General features: G+C 41.8%; 12 protein-coding genes. 7 read left to right on the top strand and 5 right to left on the bottom strand.

Going from position 1 to position 17,033, the window contains the following annotated elements:
• Positions 1-77: 77 nt before the first annotated feature.
• From EGN73_RS11880 to nrfH, 4 genes are read right to left on the bottom strand one after another with little or no spacing between them, the layout of a single operon-like run.
• Positions 78-3,257, bottom strand: coding sequence for a cytochrome c biogenesis protein (locus EGN73_RS11880; protein WP_219289925.1), 3,180 nt, complete (start codon positions 3,255-3,257; stop codon positions 78-80).
• Positions 3,258-3,259: 2 nt separating this feature from the next.
• Positions 3,260-4,591 carry an alginate export family protein gene (locus EGN73_RS11875; RefSeq protein WP_219289924.1) on the bottom strand — a complete coding sequence of 444 codons (1,332 nt, stop codon included), beginning with the start codon at positions 4,589-4,591 and terminating at the stop codon, positions 3,260-3,262.
• A gap of 4 nt (positions 4,592-4,595) precedes the next feature.
• Positions 4,596-6,089, bottom strand: a complete 1,494-nt coding sequence (gene nrfA, locus EGN73_RS11870) for an ammonia-forming cytochrome c nitrite reductase (protein WP_219289923.1) — start codon at positions 6,087-6,089, stop codon at positions 4,596-4,598.
• A 12-nt stretch (positions 6,090-6,101) separates the two neighbouring features.
• Entirely contained in the window at positions 6,102-6,743 is a 642-nt protein-coding gene (gene nrfH / locus EGN73_RS11865; protein WP_219289921.1) for a cytochrome c nitrite reductase small subunit, read from the bottom strand.
• A gap of 324 nt (positions 6,744-7,067) precedes the next feature.
• On the opposite strand from nrfH, the gene EGN73_RS11860 reads away from it, so the two are divergent.
• From EGN73_RS11860 to EGN73_RS11845, 4 genes are all read left to right on the top strand, one after another.
• Positions 7,068-7,607: a gluconate 2-dehydrogenase subunit 3 family protein gene (locus EGN73_RS11860; protein WP_219289917.1), complete on the top strand. Its 540-nt coding sequence runs from the start codon at positions 7,068-7,070 to the stop codon at positions 7,605-7,607.
• 3 nt (positions 7,608-7,610) lie between these two features.
• Positions 7,611-9,320: a GMC oxidoreductase gene (locus EGN73_RS11855; protein ID WP_219289914.1), complete on the top strand. Its 1,710-nt coding sequence runs from the start codon at positions 7,611-7,613 to the stop codon at positions 9,318-9,320.
• A gap of 68 nt (positions 9,321-9,388) precedes the next feature.
• Positions 9,389-11,485 (top strand): S9 family peptidase, encoded by a 2,097-nt coding sequence (locus tag EGN73_RS11850; protein ID WP_219289911.1) that lies wholly within the window; start codon positions 9,389-9,391, stop codon positions 11,483-11,485.
• Positions 11,485-12,771: a D-alanyl-D-alanine carboxypeptidase gene (locus EGN73_RS11845; protein WP_219289908.1), complete on the top strand. Its 1,287-nt coding sequence runs from the start codon at positions 11,485-11,487 to the stop codon at positions 12,769-12,771. The genes EGN73_RS11850 and EGN73_RS11845 overlap by 1 nt, the downstream gene beginning before the upstream one ends.
• A gap of 9 nt (positions 12,772-12,780) precedes the next feature.
• Here EGN73_RS11845 and EGN73_RS11840 read toward each other — a convergent pair whose 3' ends face one another.
• The gene (locus tag EGN73_RS11840; RefSeq protein ID WP_219289905.1) at positions 12,781-14,130 is read right to left on the bottom strand and encodes a hypothetical protein; all 1,350 of its coding nucleotides are present in this window, start codon (positions 14,128-14,130) and stop codon (positions 12,781-12,783) included.
• A gap of 466 nt (positions 14,131-14,596) precedes the next feature.
• On the opposite strand from EGN73_RS11840, the gene EGN73_RS11835 reads away from it, so the two are divergent.
• The 3 genes from EGN73_RS11835 (at position 14,597) to EGN73_RS11825 (ending at position 16,711) form a co-directional block, all read left to right on the top strand.
• Positions 14,597-15,169 carry an RNA polymerase sigma factor gene (locus EGN73_RS11835; RefSeq protein WP_219289902.1) on the top strand — a complete coding sequence of 191 codons (573 nt, stop codon included), beginning with the start codon at positions 14,597-14,599 and terminating at the stop codon, positions 15,167-15,169.
• 4 nt (positions 15,170-15,173) lie between these two features.
• Positions 15,174-15,965: a hypothetical protein gene (locus tag EGN73_RS11830; RefSeq protein ID WP_219289900.1), complete on the top strand. Its 792-nt coding sequence runs from the start codon at positions 15,174-15,176 to the stop codon at positions 15,963-15,965.
• 257 nt (positions 15,966-16,222) lie between these two features.
• Positions 16,223-16,711 (top strand): hypothetical protein, encoded by a 489-nt coding sequence (locus EGN73_RS11825; RefSeq protein ID WP_219289896.1) that lies wholly within the window; start codon positions 16,223-16,225, stop codon positions 16,709-16,711.
• Positions 16,712-17,033: the final 322 nt, after the last annotated feature.

Below are 17,033 nucleotides of genomic sequence, written 5' to 3'. Positions count from 1 at the left end.
TAATCAAAAGATTTGATCGGGAAAGCAGAGGGACATTTAATAATAAAGCAGTATTCTGATCAATGAAAAACCAGGTGTTAAACACTCAATTTTTCAACATCCTCTGGACTGATTTTTCGGTATTTCCAGATGGCTACCGCTGAAATAATGATAAGTCCTGCTACCAAATAGTAAACCCAAAGAGGTACCGGAACCGGATCTCCTTTTGCGTAGGAATGTAGCCCCGAAAGGTAATAGTTGACACCAAATGAAGTCATGATGATCGCACCAAAGGCCCACAAGCTGGCAAGGTTGTAGACCATGCCATTTTTGAATGATGGGATCAACCTCAGGTGCAAGACGATGGCATATACAATCACAGAAATCAGTGCCCATGTTTCTTTGGGATCCCAGGCCCAATACCTGCCCCAGCTTTCATTGGCCCATACCCCTCCGAGGAAGGTGCCTATGGTAAGAAGAAACAGGCCAATAGTGATGGACATCTCGTTGACCATTTGCATTTCCCTTAGACTTGACCACCATGAACTTTTTGGGTTTTTGGGCTTGAAAATGACCAACAATAGGCAGAGCAAAGCAATAATGGCAGCCAGCGCCAAAGGTGCATATCCACTTACGATTACTGCCACATGGATTTTCAACCAATAGGAGTGAAGTACTGGCATCAGGTTAGTTATCTCAGGATTGAGCCAATCCAGGAAGCTGACAAAAAGCAGTGTACCTGAAAATAGCAATCCCAAGGGAACTGTAAACTTGGATTTGTTTCCAAAAATCAAACCCATCAACAGGACTCCCCATGCCACAAAAACCAGCATTTCGAAGCCATCACTCCAAGGAGGATGTTTGGCAATAAACCACCTCAAGGAAAGATGAAAGGTAAAAGCAGCCATTCCGATCCAGGAAAGCAGTATGCCAGCAGTCCAAATGTGCCTGATCAGTGCTGTTTTTTTGAACATCATCCAAATGGCTGAAAATAACATGATCAAGCCCAGAAGCCAAAAAGGACCAAATAGGCGGGTTCCTAAGTTCAGCTTGTTGTAGAGCAGTTCAGCTTTAATGTCCATTTCCGAAGGATATACTTCGCTGCCTGCTTTTTGCTGGTAAAGGGAGATGTAACTGAGCGTTTCTTCCGCTTCTTCCCAATCCCCACTTTCGAATGCTTCTGAAATGGTCTGAAAGTAAAGAGGGGTTATGTTTTTGACAAAAATTCCATCTTCCTCCTCGAAGCCCTGCCTGTACTCCTGACTGGTAAACCAGGTGTTGTTATAATCCAACTTATTGGGAAATAGCCTTAAAAAATCTCCGGTAAGAAGTCCATAGAATATGTTGAAGCGCTCGTCAGTTTTGAGCAATTCATTGTGCCCTTCATTTCGTTCTGAGGGTTTAAGTTTATTGGCATGCTCCACCATTTCCTGAATCAGGTATTTACCTTCCTTACCCAAAAAATCACTAAAAGAAAGCCTGTCGGTGGGTTTTTTCCCAAGTTTTTGGAACACCTCGTATGATTTTTCCTTATCGATTTTGATCACGGGCTTTTCACTGTATGCCCTTGGGTCCATTTGCACGGCCAAGAGAAATTGTTCAGGATTCAATCTTAGGGTTTCTCCGTTTTCGATGATTTCTACAAAACTTTTCCCATTGATTTTTCTGACAATCTCATTGGCAAGGGTATTCAAAGGTTTCATTCTTCCATCCAGGTCCTGCACAATGAGTTTTCCATATTGACTGGCATGAAAATCAGGTACAATTTGGCTACCAGATGATTGTGCAGGCACATTTGGTCTCACCATACCCCAGCTGATGATTATCAGTAATACCGAAGCAATGATAAAGCTGGCTTTTTCCAGTTTCAGGCTGTTGGTGGCAGCAATGGTTTTTTCTTTTTGAATTTTGTTGAGCTTGAAATTGAGAATCCTGAATCTTGATCCTTTGGCAAATAAAGTCAGCAACATGCCCAAAGTCAACAAGGTGTAGCCCAGGTAGGTGATGTAGGTACCGGGACGGTCCTGATTCACAGAAAAAATGGTTCCCCGCTCGTCATTGTCATAAGAGGACTGATAAAAACGGAAACCTGCATGGTCCAGAACATTGTTCATGTAGATGCGGTAAGGAAACTCTTCTTCTCCGTCCATGACCATTACTTCACTTGCATAGCTGGAAGGGCTTTGGCTGCCCGGATACCTTTCCAGTTCGAATGCATTGAGGTAAAGCTTGAATGGAATTTTGATGGGTTTAGAACCAAAGGTCATGGCATATTGCCTGCCTTCAAAATCAAAAGTGGTCCAAGCAGGCCGGAAACTTACCATCTTTACGAATGCTTCCTGAACTTTGCTTCCTTCTTCAGTCCAGATGCTGTATTTTATGACATCAAGCAGGTTTTTGGCCTGATTTTCATCCGGCTCCGGGATGTAATTGATTTTGCTGTTTTCATGTATATCCCTTATCAGAAAAGCCCCTTCTTCCCATTGATATAGTGTCATAAGTTTCAAGGGCTGTACTTCCCCCTCCTGAACGCTGCTCATTTGCTGGGTATTCATTTCCATTACCTGTAAAGGTACCGAGGAGCCAATTTTCCAAAAGCCATCTTCTTTGAAAACCCGGATGGGATGTTCAGCATCGTTGACGGTGCTCAATGAAAGGCTTCCCATCTTGATGAACTTCCCCTTGTCCACCACATAATCTTCTCTTCCACCGGACAGGGCAGTAGAGATCCTAAGGTAAGTTTGATTTCCTGGGATAAAATCTTCAGTAGCACCTTGGATATAATCTTCAAACCTCACTTCAAAGCGCCTGTCGCCCAGTTTTGTGTTTATCTTTTTGGGCTGGAAATCTTTGGGCAAAAGCTGAAGGTTCTTTTCTATAGATCTGTTGGAGCCTTGATCTGTTTCTTTTAGCTGAAAGTAATGAGCCGTTGTATAAAAAACATCAGCTTCCTGACCTTGACGGATGTGCATGATCCCTTCCTCGCTTAGATATCTGGTCACTCCCGCACCGAATATGATGATGACAAATGCAATGTGAAAAAGCCCGACTGGCCATCTATTTTTATGAAAGAGCTTGTACTGACCAATGTGGGCAATAAAGTTGACAGCCATCCATACCATTATTATTTCAAACCACCAAGCCTCATAAACCAATCCCCTGGCCACTGTAGTCCCGTGATCATTTTCAATAAATGTAGCCACTCCCATAGCCGTGGCGAAAGCCAGTAAGAGAACTAATGTGATTTTGGTAGAGAAAAGGTGCTTGAAAATATTCATAATCAAAGGAGTATTCCGATAAATCTATTTTTCATGGTAGGCCTAAAGATCAGCATGAGGTAGGCCCAATTTTGTGTGCCTTTTGGATTTGCTACACCCTGAAACCTTTGGAATACATCCGTAGCAAAGAACTGACTGTATCCACCCTGGACAGAAAACGCATCATTCACAATCCAGCCAAGTGTCAGGTCCAACTCTGAACCAAAATATCGGCCTTCCGGTAGGGTAGAGGGAAAATCATTTCCTAAATAAAAGATGTCAACGCCTGAATAAAACAAATGATAATCAGCTTGTAAGAAGAAATTCTTATTGAATGCATATCGCGACTTGATAAAATAATCCTGTAAGCCGACAGTGTTTTCGTGTGCCCCACCTACATAAAATAAGTCCATGTATCCATTGAATATATGGTTCGTGCCATATAAGGGGTTGTAGGCATTGTTTGACGCAGTGGTAGGATCATCTCCGCTGATGTGCTCAAGGCCTGCTGATAGCGTCCAGATTTTTCCTTCCTCCCTGTTTATTGGAATAGTATGGTTATAGGCAAGACTGAAGTTATAGGCATTGAGGCTTCTTCCTGAAAGGGTTTCTCCAAATTGATGGTAATAAAATGCAGAGACCTGAGAGTTACCAGAATTGTAGCGCAAGGTCGGTACACCTAAGGTACTTCTGTACCTTACTCCTTTGTCCGTGATGGCACCAGTTTGAGGATCTGTAGTCTGCCATTCCCTTCCGTCATTCCAGAACAAGGCCGAAAAGGAGACTTTACCCCATTTGTTTTCATAACGAGCCATCTGTGCGACGCGATATTGGTTTGGGGTAAAAAAAGGCTGATCTGTCAATGCCATATTAGTCTGATTGTATCCCCCACCAAAATCGAATTTCATGTCTTCTTTTTCGTGAAGAAATAGGAGGAAATCATGTGCTCGCGCTTGCAAGGCCCAGTCCAGATTGCCTAGAAACCTGAAGTTATCATAATTCAGCTCCTGCCGGCCTATTTTCACTTTCCAGTTTTCCTTAATTTTGGCCATAGCCCAGGCTTCATGAACCGAAAGGAAATTGTCAGAGGCTTTTACCTGTGGGGTACTTCCAAATACCCGGATATCCTGTATTGACATATAGAAGCTGAAATAATCCATATCGTACCTGGCCTGAAGTCTGGCTCTATGTGCCAAGAAGGCAAAAGGTTCCTCAGATTCACTCAGCAACCTTCCGAATCCGTTTCTGAACTCCGAACGCTGGACATACTGACCATCAATGCTAAACTGTGCATGCAGATCGGAACAGAGCAAGCTTAACAAAAGCAGCCCAAAAGAAAATTTGAGGCGGTTCATTGGCTTACCTGCTGCTTACAGTTTTAACTTCTTTTTTGGCTTCCCGGGCCTTTCCCTCTTTGAGCCACTGAGGTACTACCTGCTCCAGAAATTTTTCCTTGGCAGCCTTTTCTGCAGGGATGTCCAATCCTATATATGCCTGCAATTTGTCTTTATCATTGAGATCAGGCATTTCTACTGGCTTGTTGTGACCAAGGTCAGCCAAAACCCGGGTTAGCTTGATTCTGGTTTCCTGTATGATTCCTGTGGCAGATGTGATGATCCGGCTGGATTCCAAGGGGGCATGAAAAGCACCACCATGGGAAGCGACCACAAAGTCCCATCTCCATTGTGCATGTCGCAATCCTTCCATAATTTCCTTCATCTGAGCTTCTGAAGCTCCGAGCTCCCAGGCTTTACCCGCTTCTATATGGGCCATGGCGATTAGTTTTTGCAATTTCGAAGAACCCTCCTTGACTTTCCTTTGTCTCTCATATACATCTGAGATCAGGTCCTCCTGTTTTTCTCTATGGCACACAAAGCAGGAGTTTTCTACATTGGCCAAGGGAGACCCGATGTGATGGTCGGTGAATTTCTGCCCACCTTCGTTTTTATAAGGCATATGGCAGTCGGCGCAGGAAACTCCTCTTTTGGCATGCACACTCATTTCATAAAGTTCGTAATCCGGGTGCTGGGCTTTGATCATTTTTGCCTTACTGATTGGGTGTGTCCAGTCCGCAAAGTCAATGTTGTCAAAATAACCTTCAATGGCCTCTACACTCATCCCATCTTTCCAGGGAAAAGTGAGGTAGGCTGCATCTTCTTTGCCCGGCTTGGTTTTGTCAAAGTAATACTCCACATGGCATTGGGCGCAGACCAATGAGCGCATCTGTTGATGGGAAGCCTGATTGATGTCTTTTCCCATAGACTCAAAAGCTTCTATCAATGCCGGCCGGGTAATGGTAAGGTTCATTGTATGGGGGTTGTGGCAGTCCGCACAACCAATTGGATTGATTACCTCAGTAGCAAGATGGGAAAGCTTGTGGCTGTAGTACTCAGTCACCCCCATTTCACTCATCAGTCTAGGGACATCCGTACTTTTACAAGTCCAGCAAGTAGAAGGTTGGGGGCCGCCGCCCGGCTCTTGGGGAGAACCGATTCTAAGGGTATTGTGTACATCTGTCACTGCCCAAGCATGTCCACGGGGATGATTATAATCCTTACTGAAAGCGTATCCTGCCCATAAGATGACCAATTCCGGCTGGTCATCGAGGACATCCTTAAACCCGCTTGTATTGTACATACTTTGGAAAGTAGTGTCTTTGGTCTTCAGGTATGATTGGTATTGTCGGGGGTAGTTGAGTCCCCATACCGAATCCCTAGGCTCTATGCCTTCTATGATGACCTTAGGTTGGTAAGCAAACCTGGCTTCAGTTTTCCGGTCCATTATGGTGTATGCCAACATGGCCAAAAGGAAAACGATCACTGCCGTCATTCCAAAAAGAATCCAATTTTTCATATCGCTGTGGTTTTATTTGCTGATTTTATTATCTGATTTCATCGACTCTTTGAGCCATTTTGGGATAATTTCCAAATCCGGTGGTGCATGGGCGCGTATCGGTTCTATTTGGTGACCCACCGATGCCAAAGACCTGATTTTGCCATGGGGAACTTCCCTGTGGCATTCCCAGCAGATCCGGTCTGTCCTATGCGGATGATGGTTGGCCACTGCATCCATCAGTTTGGCATCCGTCACCTGATTTTCATGGCAGCGTATACAATTGTTCTGTATGACATTGATGGAGGGTTCCAAGGCCCTGATGACCTGAGGTTCTGCTCTTAGGGTGAAAATGGTAGAATGGTAAAGCCCATCCTTGGCCTTGAAAAAATACTTACTGGCAATGTTGTCATGCGGTACATGGCAGTCATTACAATGTGCCACTTCACGGTGGGAGCTTTTGTTCCAAGTGATGTACTGAGGTGTCATGATATGACAGTTGACACAGGCCTGAGGATCATCAGAAAGATAGGAGGTGGCATTGCTTAGACGGATCATGTAAAAACCCAGACCCACAATCGCAGCGACTAAAACAGTGGCCGCAGGGCGCCATTTCCTCGGTGGTATAAGACTGAGTTTAAAAAGACGTTTTTTGAATTTCAAATATCGGCTCATTGTGCTGGGGGCTTTGATGAAACAATACTATAGTTTAAAAATAAGACAAACTATGATTAAAATCATGTGTTTAAAAAAGTTTTATTTTTTAGTTCAATAATTTGTTTTCTTAAAAAATAAAGAAAAATCAGTAAGTATGTCAAGTGTATTTCGATTAAATATTCTAAGGATCTGAAAAAAAACAAAAGGGTTTAAATCCTATTTTTAAGGTAATGCAGTGCCCGTAAAAGCTTTTTTTGTCAATTAAATATTCATTTAGCACGCTTAATTGCCGATTATCCAATTTGCAATCGGTTTTTTCCGTATTAATGTTTTGATTTTGTCATGGATAGAAGAACAGCATTAAAGTCCCTTGCAATTACGGTCTGGGGAATGATTTTCTTACCGGGCTGTGGTAATGAAGAGGCAGAACAAGGAAGCTACCTGTATAAAAACCTGCCTTTGAGCGAAAATCAGAAAAATAACCTAAAATCGATGGTAGATACTTTTCTTCCTGAGAACGATACCAAAGGTGGTGTGGAACTGGGGATTCATCATTTTTTGGATAAGTTATTGGCAAACTGCTACGATGAATCCACCCAAAATGCTTTTCTTGGAGGGCTTGACCGGTTGGAATTTCTCTCCAATGAAATGAATGATACTTCATTTTTCAAAGCAGCAGATCAGCAAAGGATAGAGGTATTGGAAGCCCTGGATAAGGAGGAAAAAATTGAAGACAAAGCTTTTTATGACCTGATCAAAGAATTGATCATTTTGGGTTATACAAGCTCAGAGTATTTTTTAACCAATTTCACGAATTATGAAATGATCCCTGGTGGATATGACGGCTGTGCCCCTTTACCTCAAGAACCTTATAAAATCTAAATTATGCCCAATCTGAATATAAAAGCTAAAGAACAAGCGACCTACGACGCTATCGTTATAGGTTCGGGAATCAGTGGAGGTTGGGCTGCCAAGGAGTTGTGTGAAAGCGGTCTGAAAACATTGGTACTGGAGCGAGGAAGGGACGTCAAACACATCAAAGATTACCCCACAGCCACCAAGCACCCTTGGGAATTTGAATTTGGAGGAAAGCTGACCCTTGAAAATCAAAAAGAGTTTGGCAGAAGAGGGGCCAGAATACATGAGTCTACGGCGCATTTCTGGATGAAAGAAGGGGAGCAGGAGACTGTACAGGAAAAACCTTTTCAATGGACACGTGGCTATCAGGTAGGAGGTAAGTCTCTCTTATGGGCCAGACAGACACAGAGATGGTCCGATTATGATTTCGAAGGGCCTGCAAGGGATGGATATGCTGTAGATTGGCCGATCCGATACAAGGATCTTGCCCCTTGGTACAGTCATGTGGAAAAATTCTCGGGAATAGCTGGCAATAAAGACGGATTACCTCATTTACCCGATGGTGAGTTTTTGAAACCTTTTGACCTTAGCTGTGTAGAGCGGCATTTTCAGAAAGTCATTTCAGAAAATTACCAAAACCGGCATTTGATTCATGGCCGGTGTGCCCATGTGACTGATCCGCAGGAAATACACATAGAGCAGGGCAGGGCCAGGTGTCAACATAGAAACCTCTGTAATAGAGGTTGTCCCTTTGGTGGGTATTTTTCCTCCAATGCCTCTACATTGCCCTGGGCAGAAAGGACAGGAAATATGACCTTGAGACCCCATTCGGTGGTTCACTCTATCATTTATGATAAAGAAAGGGGGAAAGCCAGCGGTGTCAGGATCATTGATGGCAATGACATGCAGTTTTACGAGTATTATGCCGATATCATTTTTGTCAATGCCTCTGCGCTGAACTCCAACCTGATCTTGTTGAATTCCATCTCGGACAGGTTTCCAAATGGTCTGGGCAATGACAATGGGCTTTTGGGTAAATACATTTCCTGGCACAATTACAGAGGCCAGATCTCTGCGCAATGCGAGGATTTTCAGGATGTGACGAGTACAGGTAAAAACCCATCCCATTCCTATATTCCAAGGTTTAGGAATGTATTCAAACAGGAAACCGACTTTCTGAGAGGCTATGCCGTGGGAATCGGATCCTCCTCCCGTGGGGTTCAATTTTCAAGAGAAGGAATAGGGGAAGTGTTGAAACAAAACCTGATCAAGCGGACACTCGGACCTTGGTGGGTGGCCGGATGGATGCAGGGGGAAGTGATTCCCATAGAAAGCAATCATGTCAGGCTGCATGAAAGCCTCACCGACAAGTATGGGATTCCACAGCTGGTATTGTCCTGCGATTGGACAGAAAATGACGACAAAATGGTGCTGGATTATATGGAGCAAATGTCCGAAATGTTTGATAAAGCAGGTTTTGTCAATATCAATGCAAGGGATTCGGGAGCGCCTCCAGGTTCGGATATACATGAAATGGGAGGCGTAAGAATGGGGCATGATCCAAAAGATTCCCTCTTGAACAAATGGAATCAGCTTCACCATTGCAAAAATGTATTTGTGACAGATGGGGCATGCATGACTTCTACTGCTACACAAAACCCTTCACTTACCTATATGGCCATCACCGCCAGGGCAGCCAATTATGCTGTAGAGGAATTGAAAAAAGGAAACCTTTGATCCAAAAAGAAATGAGATTGCTTGGGAGCTATTTTTACCGTATCTTATTTTCGGTTAAATAAAGATGTATGAAAAAATACCTCCTTCAATTCTTGATCTGCTTGCTTTTTTGGCATCAGGCAATTGCTCAATCTTTCAGTATTGAGGAAATTTCTCTTTATTCCTTTCCCTCAGAAATGACAGCATCCCCAGTGGACAACAAGTTTGCCTGGGCCATGAATGAAGAGGGACTGAGAAATGTATATGTTTCTCAAGCTCCTGATTTTCAATACAGAAAAGTTACGGACTTCAAGCAAGATGATGGGCAGGAAATCACTTCTTTACAATTTACCCCTGATGGACAGGGGCTGGTATTTGTGAGAGGTGGAGAGCATGGGAGCAACTGGCAAAGAAACCTTGGCATGAACCCCGCACATGCTGCTTTTATTCCAAAAGTAGAAATCTGGATGGCGGACTTTAATGGGATTGAGGCAAGAAAGCTGACCGAAGGAGATGATCCTTTGATGGCGCCGGATGGCAAGGTGCTTGGTTTTTTGAAAAATGGGCAGGTGTGGACTGTTGAACTGGATGGAACTGAGGCAAAGCAACTCTTTGAAATAAGAGGGAATGTCAATGAGTTTAATTGGTCACCGGACGGTGGGGAAATACTTTTTTCTGTCAATAGAGGGACACATTCCTTGGTTGGGATTTTTCATTTGGAAAATAAAACCATCAGATACATATCTCCTTCATTTCATAGAGACGGAATGGTAAGATGGTCTCCTGACGGAGCTAAAATCGCATTTGTAAGAAGACCTGGAGGGCAGGGAGAGCCAAAGGCAATTTTGGAACAGCGGCACCTTCCTTGGGAAATCTGGGTAGCAGATGCCCGGACAGGTGAAGGGAATATGAGGTGGAAGGCACCTGAAACCCTTAGGGGTTCCATATCTTCTACACATGGGGGAGCCAACCTTCACTGGGGCGCTGACAATACCCTTATTTATCTTTCTTATGAAGATGGCTGGCCACATTTGTATGCCATGGATGCCGAAAGTGGACCTTCCCGTCAACTGACCCAAGGAGAGTATATGGTAGAGCATATAGAGCTAAGTCAGGATAAGAAATTTTTGGTCTTTTCTGCCAATGCAGGTAAAATGGAAGAAGATATTGACAGGAGACATATCGGCATGGTAAGTCTTTCAGGTGGAGAAATGGAGCTCTTGACCCAAGGAGAGGGCATAGAGGCCATACCAGTGGTATTGTCGGACAATGATCATGTGGCCTTTGTCTCTTCCACGTATGCCAGACCACTGCTGCCGGCAGTTTCCAGGATTTCCGACCCGGAGATCAGGCTTTTGGCCGAAGACCTTATTCCGGAAGGTTTTCCCGATGAAAGCGACTTGATCAAACCAAAGCAGGTCACTTTTATGTCCCCGGATGGGGTGAAAGTTCATGCCCAGCTATTCGAAAAGGAAGACGGTAAATCCAAAAAACCGGCAGTAGTATTTGTGCATGGGGGCCCTCAGCGCCAAATGCTTTTAGGTTGGCATTACGGTGATTATTATTCCAATACCTATGCCATCAATCAGAAGCTGGCAGAGATGGGATTTGTGGTCTTATCGGTGAACTTTCGTCTGGGTATTGGCTATGGATATGAATTCCACAAACCGCCAAGGACCTACTGGCAAGGTGCGGAAGAGTATATAGATGTCAAAAAGGCCGGAGAATACCTGGCGACTTTGGCACAGGTAGATAATAAGAGAATCGGGATTTATGGTGGATCATACGGAGGTTATCTAACGGCCTTGGCTTTGGCCAAAGATTCTGATCTGTTCGCAGTAGGGGTGGACATACATGGGGTACATGAACTGTCCTCCAGACTGGAAATGCCGGAGGGATATGAAAAAGCACCGGATTTTGAAAAGGCCCAAAGAACTGCTTGGCTTTCTTCTCCATTGGCCTACCTTGACACTTGGACTTCACCAGTGCTATTTATTCACGGAGATGATGACCGCAATGTACAGGTGGCCCAGACTGTGGACCTTATCCGTAGGTTTGAAGAAAGGGGCATGCCTTATGAGGCCATTATTGTTCCGGATGATTCCCACCATTGGATGAAGTTTGAGAATTTGGTAAAAGTCAATAAGGCGACGGTGGAATTTTTGGAAAAACACTTAAAACCCTGATGAATCGTCTATTTTGTTTTTTTCTGGTTATCCTCTTTATGCTGATCCATGATGGATTTGCGCAGAAGTTGACAGAGAAAAAAGTGGCCCGGCTATTTGCTGCCTCTGAGTTGATGAAGGAGCATTTTGTAGGTTTTATACTCCAAGAGGAAAGTGGTAAAATCATTTATTCACAAAATGCAGACGTACATTTTGTTCCAGCTTCCAATACCAAGATACTTACCCTATATGCGGCCTTACATATTATAAGGGATTCCATTCCTGCTTTTCAATATGAATTTTCCGGTGATTCTTTGATTATATGGGGTACGGGTGACCCTTCATTTTTACACCCAAAACTAAATAATGGCAAAGCATATGACTTCTTAAAACGTGCTGCCCACAATTTGTATTTAGCCCAACAGCCTGATTTAAAGTTTGAACCTAGCTATTGGCGCTCTGATCCCGGCCATTTTCCTATTTATGCCAATACCATGCAAGCAAAAGCGGATCTGCAAGGTAATTTGGAGATTTCCCCAAAAATCATGGGCTCATTCCTGAAAGCGGATAGCAGCATGGTTACAGAAAAATTTGATATTTTCCGGTCGGTAAGTGACCATTCATTGATTTATCCTTCATTTCTTTCAATCCCAGCGGACTATGATGATAAGGTTCCGTTTCCCATGGACTTAGAAAAAAGTAGGTTTTTGTTGGAAGACACATTGAAAAAGGAAGTAAAACTGATCAATAGGCTTAAAAAAGGTGACATCAAAACCTTCTATTCAATTCTGGCTGATAGCCTGTATCAACATATGATGCTGCCTTCTGATAATTTCCTTGCAGAGCAGGTCCTGATCCTTTGTTCCGCTGTTTTAAGTGATACCTTAGATCCTAAAAAGGCCATTCAATATGTTGAAGAAAACCTTTTTGAGGGAATAAAACATAAGCCGGTTTGGGAAGATGGTTCCGGTCTGTCCAGGTACAACCTGATTACACCAAGGACGGTTTTGGAAATCCTTAACCGGGTAGAAGTTCTGATCGGTGACCAAGAAAGGTTAAGAGAAATGTTTCCTGCTGGCGGGCTTTCCGGCACCTTGAAAAACACCTATGAGCTTGACGGAGGAAAAGCTTTTGTTTGGGCCAAAACAGGAACTTTGAGAAATATGCACCTACAAAGTGGCTGGATAGACACCAGAAAAGGCAGGACTTATAGGTTTGTATTTATGAACAATAATTTTGTAAAACCTACCCCGGAAATAAGGAATGAGATGGTCAGGATCATGACCACTATTCATGAGCAATATTGACTGCCAAAATTATAATAAGCCTGAACCAAATCCCCAACTGAAACCCAAATGAATGTCCGCTTGCTTTGAGTCTAAAGTAAGACCCGTCAATGCCGAATAACTTCCCAAAAAAAGCCCTCCGAACCTTAGACCCAACCCGCCATTAAAACCGGAAAAGTCAAAAAAGGTCCAAGGTGAATACACCTCAAATTTTCCCAAAGTCAGTCTTGGAATAAAAGAATAAAACTCCTGAACAGGAATCTGACTGTTGTTTTCGGAATCTCCAAAGGCTTTTTGCCCATAAAATGAAAACTGAAGGAAATCAGTTAGTACCAGGTCAGTATTTAAAGCCAATACTGTCGGTAGGCTTAGGGTGTTCACCGTGCTTTCCGAAGTATTGGTAAACAATGCGCTCTGAAGAAAAAGGGCCTCTACCTGCTGAAGGTCAGAGGTTAACTCTCTGAGGTTGAAGCTGGTGTTTTCCGGTATATTCATGCCATAACTCCGGGTGATCTGATCTTTGCTGTAACTGATGTTTCCTAAATTCCTGACTGTCAGACCTGTATTTAAAAGAGTTTGTTGTTGCCGGTTTTTTAATTGATGACTGATACCCAAGTCAAACCCAATGCTGGTAGGATTTCCAAAAAGATCCTCAAAAATATTGGGGCTAAAGATATCCGCACTTTCCAGGTTTTCATTGTAGGAAAGCTCTATCTCAGAACTTGCCCCGGTGAGCAAAATTTCGGAACCTTCCACCACTATATTTCCTACAAATTGATCAACAGCGATGTTGGTGTATGTTCCAGGTCGTATAAATTTCAGATTGGCCCCCAGAGATAGTTTTTGATTTTTGGATTCAAATACGGTAAATGCCCCCATCAGGCCAATTTCCATCCAATTGTTTTGGTTGGCCCTTTGGTTGTTTTGCGTATTGAGATTGATGGAGGAAATGCTGGGTTCAAAACTTCCATCGGTGAGGTATTGACCTAAGGTAGGATCCACATTGATAAAATGTGCGGATCCCTTGAATTCGGTGGTCAATCCAAATGCAAACCTGCCCAAATTGATACCTACAGAAGGGCCTACCATGGATGCTACTGTACGGCCATTAAATGCCTGCTCGCTATCTCTGAAAGCTTCCAAAAAGAAGGCATCTTCAGAATTGAAAAAATCCCTGATTCTTAAGGTATTGTTGCTAAAAGATACCTGTGTGGAGAGAAAATGTGTTTCTACTGTTTTAGATAGATTGTTGAGATCTGCTGGGTTCATCAACGCAGAGAGCATACCTTTTCTTGGACTGCCTTGGATACCGTAATAATTCTGTTGGGCTGAAATGGAACAAGTAATAAATAAGAAAATGAAAATCAGTAATTGACGCATTATGTAATAGTTGGTTCAAACTTTAAATTAACAATAAACCATCTTGTTTGGAATTTATAACGAGGAAAAAGCACTCTTTTTTAATACATTAATATGTATATCCGCAATTATACCACTAGCCAATTTAAATAAGTGCCTAGATCAATCAGATACTAATAGATATTGGATATTCATTGATATTGGCTAGAAATCATAGGTTTGTTCCATTATTTAGGTCCTACTGGTAAGAAAGCGGATAATCATATAAATTAATTATCAAGGGTTAATTTTAAAGCCAAATCGGATATAAATTTCAGTCTCGTAACCGGAATTCTTTATTTTTTCTTGGATTAATTATTAAGATTAAAAGTTTCTAAATAGGGTTCAGAATGATATTTTTTTCATTAAAGAATTGTAAAAATAAAATTTGGTTAAAAATCATTTTGATTATTGTTTATCCCGTTGGGAAAAATTATTTTAGAGATCAATGGCACATCCCGACCAAAAATATATACAAGCGCTTGTCTCTAATGACAAAGAATTGCTTGATGAGCTTTACAAAAAGTATTTTGGAAAAATCAAATGGATGGTTCTAAAAAACAACGGTTCCGAAGAAGATGCAGCAGATCTTTTTCAGGATGCCTTAATGGGTATTTATCACAAGGCCAAGCTGGATTCATTTGAACTGACCTGTCCTTTGGATGCATTTTTGTACCTGGTCTGTAAAAAAAAGTGGTTCAATATTCTGGCGAAAAGGAAAAACCATGGGGTAACAAATATAGAGGATCAGGAATATAGTCTTGGAGAAGATAGCTTTGGGTTGGCAGAAGCTTGTCACCTGCAGGATGAGCGGCTTACCTTGTTACAATCCAAACTGGCAGAACTTGGAGAATCCTGCCAGGAACTTTTAAAACTGAGTTGGGAGGGCAATTCCATGGAAGAAGTAGCGAAAATGCTGGACTTCAGCTATGGTTATGCAAGGAAAAAGAAGTCTGAATGTCTTGCCAAACTGACTAAATTGGTACAATCTGCTCCTATTTTTAAAGCTTTAAAATGGTGATAAGATGGATCAAAGCATGATAGATAAAATAGATGCTTATGTAAACGGTGAAATGACCGAAAAGGAAAGGGTCGTTTTTGAAGCAGAGTTGGAGTCAAACCCTGAACTGAAGGAAAGTTTCGAGCTATATAGGGAAATAGATAAATCCATGACGCATCTTTTTTCTAGGGAAACAAAGGAACTGGAGGATACACTTGGGCATCTGAGAAAAAAGTATATCAAGGAAGTGCCACTCCAAGGAGAGCAAACTCCCAAAGAAGGAGTTGTCAGACATCTTGAAAAACCCAACTATGTAAGGCTATTTTTGGCTTTGGCCGCCATGTTCATTATGATCATGGCTGCTTATTTTTTGCTTTTCCAATCCACCTCAGACCATCAGGATATGGCAAAGGACTACTTTTCAGCCAACTTTGCCGAACTTTCCCAAACCATGGGAGCCACAGAGGATAAAATTCAAAATGGCATAGCGGCATACAATCAAAAAAATTACCAAGGAGCCAAAGTGTATTTTTATGAAGCATTGGAATCTTCTCCCAATGACAGTGAGGCAATTAAATATTTGGGTTTGACGCACCTTGCCCTAAAGGAGTATGATGAAGCCTTGCTTAATTTCGAAAACTTGGCCTCAATCCCTAATCTTTACATTAACCCGGGAATGTTTTATCAGGCATTGACCCTCATGTTGCGCAATGAAACCGGGGATTTAGAGCGTGCAAAAGGTCTTTTGGGCAATGTCATAGCCAATAATGCAGAAGGCAGTAGGCAAGCCAAGGAATGGCTTGATAAATTAAAGTAATTGAATTTTAATTTTTCAGGAGATTTTTTCAAAGCCATAATTTTTTTATGGTCTGGCTAATTTTTTTATTAAACCCCTGGTTTCCAATTTGAAAAGGATCAATCGGTTTCCCCAATTTTAAAATTACCGTTGAGCCTATTTATTTTTTTGATTAAAGGGTAACACATGAATATCACTCAGGATATAAAGGTGAATTATCCTAATGACAGTTAGTCAGGAAAAAAAATTAAACTTTTAACAAATTAACTTTTAGCAAAATGAAAACATTAACAAAAATTTCCGAAAAACTCATTCTATTGTTTATCATGCTTTTGGTCATGAATGTATCATGTACATCTGAAGAAGATGTGTTGCCTGTTCAGGAAGATCCTGTAGAACAACAAATCATTGGAATCGATGAACAAGAAGAGGAGGAGGAAGAGGAAGAGGAAGTCATCCTCCCGGTGCGCTTAGCCATGGAGATGGAAGGTCACGATTTCTCCGAAGGCAATTCCAAAATCTTCAACATGGAAGAGTATTCCCAAGAAAGCGGTGACGTTTTGGAGGTGAATCTGGTCAGAATAATCTCTGGAGAACCTGTTTATTACAAACTGCCAGGTAAAGGCTACAACGAAGAATCTGAATATGGTTTGTTTTATTTTCTTCCTACGGAAGAATTTAACTTCCCAAGGGTACAGGTTTCCCTGAGCAATGGCAATGGTGAAAATTACGATAAGGTAGTAGTCTTGGTGAGAAATGCTTCTTAAATGAAAAAATTGCCAGTAAACTGGCAGTTTTTCCTTGGTTTGGTAGTCTTTATACTATGACTTTATTTTCCAGTTTACCTGTTACAATAATAAATTGATATACAATAAAAAGGTGAAAAAATATAATTTAAGGTATTTTATTTTATCTTCATATTTAATTAATAATTATTGATCAAAAGGTGATTTTATGTCACCTTTTTTTATGTGTAAAATTTTTAATTTCATTGGTATTTTTTGTCATTTGATGATTTTTAGTCCTTTTTGATAGAATACTGAATCTTTAAAAAATTAAATAAGTTTTAAATGTTTTTTCAAATACTAA

Source organism: Arthrospiribacter ruber, from assembly GCF_019343195.1.
In the GTDB taxonomy this organism is placed as follows: domain Bacteria; phylum Bacteroidota; class Bacteroidia; order Cytophagales; family Cyclobacteriaceae; genus Arthrospiribacter; species Arthrospiribacter ruber.
The sequence above is the reverse complement of the archived record's forward strand: the minus strand, read 5'-3'. Positions and strand labels throughout refer to the sequence as shown.